Consider the following 3,359-nt stretch of genomic DNA (forward strand, 5'->3'; position numbering starts at 1 on the left):
TCACCACGTTGAACGTGAACCGGCCGCCGGAGATGTCGTCGATCGTCGCGGCCTGCTTCGCCGTGACGGCCGGCAGGTGGTAGCCGGGACGCATCGCCGCCATGATCTCGAGCCGCTCGGTCGTCGCCGCGATGGCGGCCGCGAGCGACCACGCCTCGAGCGACGGCGCGGCCGTCCCCTTGATGTCATTGAGGTTCAGCTCCGGCACGAGCGTGAGGTCGAAGCCGATGCGCTCGGCTCGCTGCGCGAGCCGCTTCACGTAGTCGAACGTGACCGGCATGTCCTCGTCCTCGACGTTGCGCAGCCAGCCGCCGAAGAGCGGGGTCCAGTATCCGAATCGCACGGGGTGGGTTCCTTGGTGGTGAGTGCCGGCCTGGAGGCGCGGGACGGGCCCGCACCGTGCCTCCCGGCCGTGGGTGGTGTGGTCTTCAGACCGTGGCGGTCTGGTACTGCGCGGCGAGCAGGCCGCCGGTGAAACGCGCGATCGCGCGCGGCCCGGAGACCGGCGCGACGGCCTCGACTGCGGGGTTGTAGTTCGTGTTCGTGTTGATGTCGTAGACGACGTGGCGGCCGTCGGTGGTCTCCATGAACTCGACGCCCGCGATCGGGATGCGCTGCTCGGCGAGGAACGTCCGGAGCTGCTGCACGAGCGGGTGGGACGCGGTGACGTCCGCACGGACGCTGAACGCGGCGGGCGCGTCCGCCGGGGCCTCGGCGCCGGGTACGTCGCAGACGGCTCCCGCGATGGCCTGCGGCACCTCGCACGCGTCGGCAGGGCAGAGCTCGAAGCTGCCGGCGCTCGTGTCGACGCGCACCGCGTAGACGAACTCGCCGCCGACGAACTCGACGCGGGTGATGAACGGCTCGCGCGCGGTGAGGTACTCCTGCAGGAGCGTGATGCCGTCGACGGGCGCCTCGAACTCCGGGCCGTCGACGTACGCGTCGAACTCGGCGAGTGAGTCGAAACGCCGGACGCCGAGGCCCTTGCCGCCCTGGTTGTGCTTCGTGATGAACGGGATGTCGCGCCCGTCCGTGAATGCCCGTGCGGCGTCCTTGAGCCCTGCCTGGCCGAACACCGCCGTGGTGCGTGGGACGTCGAACCCGGCGTCCCGGAGCAGCCCGTGCTGGGCGACCTTCGACACCTCGAGTTCGAGGACGTGGCTGCCGTTCACGACCGTCCGGCCGGCGCGCTCGAGCCAGCCCAGGAGCGCACGGGTGTACTCCTTGCTGTGCTCGTGGCCGCGGGTGTGACTGCTCGCCGACATGCGGCTCCAGTAGACGCCGGGTGCGGGCTCCGACGCCAGGTCGATCTGTCCGTCGGTGAGGAGGATCTCCTCGACCGGGACGCCCTCTGCCTCGAAGGCGGCGGCGAGCGGCGGGAACCACTCGGGGTTCTCGTGGATGACGTACACGCGCGGAGAGCTCACGCGCCCACCCTAGGCACGGGTCCCGCACGAGTGCCAGGTGCGTGACGCCCGGTGTCGCCGGTACTCCCGCCCAGACCGAACTTGCATCTTCCGTGTGCCTGCGGCAGCAATCCACATGTCACAGCGGTCGTGACTCGGTCGGCGAAGACGCCGGAGCGAGGGGAGTCATCATCTTGAAGCACGTCACGAAGGCCGCGATCGGGTCGCGGGCACTGACGACACGGCGCCGCGTGCCGCACGCCGCAGCTGCGTTCGCACGACCAACGTCGAACGGCGCTGCACGGTACCCCTGTGCCGATGGACCCCGGCTGGGCGGACGCGATCCGCAACGCGCGCGGGTCGGCTCGCCGCTCAGCCGGCCGCGGGTCCCGCTCCGCCGTCGCGCTGCTCGCGGCGACGAACGAGCCGGTCGATCCCGAGCTGCGCGAGTCGCAGCGCCAGCACTCCCCCGACCCCGACGAGCGCCGAGTCGAGCGGACGGTCGAGCATCCGCATCACCACGTAGACCGCCAGGAGCGCGATCGCCTCGCTCAGCCGCGTGAGTGGCCCCCTGCTCGGGGCCTCGATCTCCGTCTCGCCATCGTCGGCGCTCTCGTCGGTGCTCAGCTGTGCGAATGCGACACCCCAGGCCACGAGCAGGACGCCGAGCGGGATCGCGACCCATGCGGCGTCGCTCGTCGGGTCGTGCACGACCGCGACGAACGCGAACGCGGCGACCACGACGCCGCCCACCACGAACATGGCGGTGATGGCACGGGCGAGCTTCGAGGATCGTTGCGGCACCCTGTGAGCGTAGTGCGGTCAGGCGTCGGAGGTCGTCGGGCATCCTGCCGACGGCCACGTTGACCCGTTCAGAACTGAACCCCGCGGAAGTGATCGCACCGTCGAATCGCTGAGGTGGTCGGCGTCCGGCGGTCGCGATCGCGTCCTTCGTCAGTCAGCTTCGAAGCGCTCGCGCTGCATCGACCGCGTCGTCGCTCACGCACAACGAGAATTCGTCGATGAATGCGAAGGCGGCGCGGGTGGTCACGATCGCCGGCACGTCGGAAGCCCACGCGGTGACGACCTGTACCGCCACGGAGGCTGGTACGCCGAGCTCGGAGACCAGGTCCGTTGCACCAGGTAGGACTCCGTCGAGCGGCACCATGTGCACGTTCGACGATCGCAACTGCCCCAGCCAAGCGTCCACGAGCTCTGGCCTCCCCAGCCCACACGAGACGGCGAGCAGCTCGACTTCGAACAGCGACGAAACGATCATCGCTGTCTGCTGGAGATCCAGGTGAGCCAGGAACGCGGCGGCGTTCTCGTGCCCTGGTTCCGACGCGACGAGCGCGCGGAAGATGAAGGGCGGGTCGAGCAGCACCAGGTCGAGTGATCCAACGCATTCGTCGAAGGCGAGGACGCGGTCCCACCCGAACTCGACTGGCTCGCCGGACGCGGCGCTCATGTGTCGTACCGGGAGCCGAGGTACTCGCTGATGGGTTTGTCGAGCCACACGCTGTTCAGCACGCGGTGCAACTGCTTCTGTCGCTCCTCCGCAGTGCCTTGCAGCGGCGGTCGTCGCGCGAACAAGGCGGCCATCTCTTCTGGGGTGTACCTCCGGACGCGGCTCCGGATTTCGGCGACGCGCGCCGCCTGCATGACGCGGTCGTGGTTCGGTGCGAGCATCATTCCTCCTCGGTGTGCGAGGAAGAACTTAAGACACGACTGACCGGCCACCAAACATGTTGGATTCCGGCCGGGCGCGGGTCAGTTGGCGGCGAGCTCCGTCCGCCCGAGCCGCACGAAGTCGTCGACCCCGATGACCTCGCCACGCGCCGTGGGGTCGATCCCCGCGGCGGTCAGCACCTCGGCTGCCCGAGCGCTCCCCCCGAGCACACCGGACAGGCTCTGCCGGAGCATCTTGCGCCGCTGCTGGAACGCGGCGTCCAC

At 69.7% G+C, this 3,359-nt stretch carries 5 protein-coding genes and 1 pseudogene; all 6 read right to left on the reverse strand.

The window, feature by feature from the left end:
* A partial coding sequence (locus QZ433_RS03145; RefSeq protein ID WP_295779972.1) for an LLM class flavin-dependent oxidoreductase occupies positions 1-343 on the reverse strand: 343 nt, incomplete at its 3' end.
* 85 nt (positions 344-428) lie between these two features.
* Positions 429-1,427, reverse strand: coding sequence for an alpha-L-glutamate ligase (locus tag QZ433_RS03150; RefSeq protein ID WP_295779973.1), 999 nt, complete (start codon positions 1,425-1,427; stop codon positions 429-431).
* A 351-nt stretch (positions 1,428-1,778) separates the two neighbouring features.
* Entirely contained in the window at positions 1,779-2,210 is a 432-nt protein-coding gene (locus tag QZ433_RS03155; protein ID WP_295779974.1) for a hypothetical protein, read from the reverse strand.
* Between the two features lie 154 nt (positions 2,211-2,364).
* Entirely contained in the window at positions 2,365-2,874 is a 510-nt protein-coding gene (locus QZ433_RS03160) for a hypothetical protein (RefSeq protein ID WP_295779975.1), read from the reverse strand.
* A complete protein-coding gene (locus tag QZ433_RS03165) occupies positions 2,871-3,095 on the reverse strand; it encodes a hypothetical protein (protein ID WP_295779976.1) in 225 nt (74 codons plus the stop codon). Before QZ433_RS03165 ends, QZ433_RS03160 begins: the two co-directional genes overlap by 4 nt.
* 81 nt (positions 3,096-3,176) lie before the next feature.
* A pseudogene (locus QZ433_RS03170) lies at positions 3,177-3,359 on the reverse strand (16S rRNA (adenine(1518)-N(6)/adenine(1519)-N(6))-dimethyltransferase); the annotation flags it as partial.

The organism is uncultured Microbacterium sp. (genome assembly GCF_913776565.1).
Taxonomy (GTDB): Bacteria; Actinomycetota; Actinomycetes; order Actinomycetales; family Microbacteriaceae; genus Microbacterium.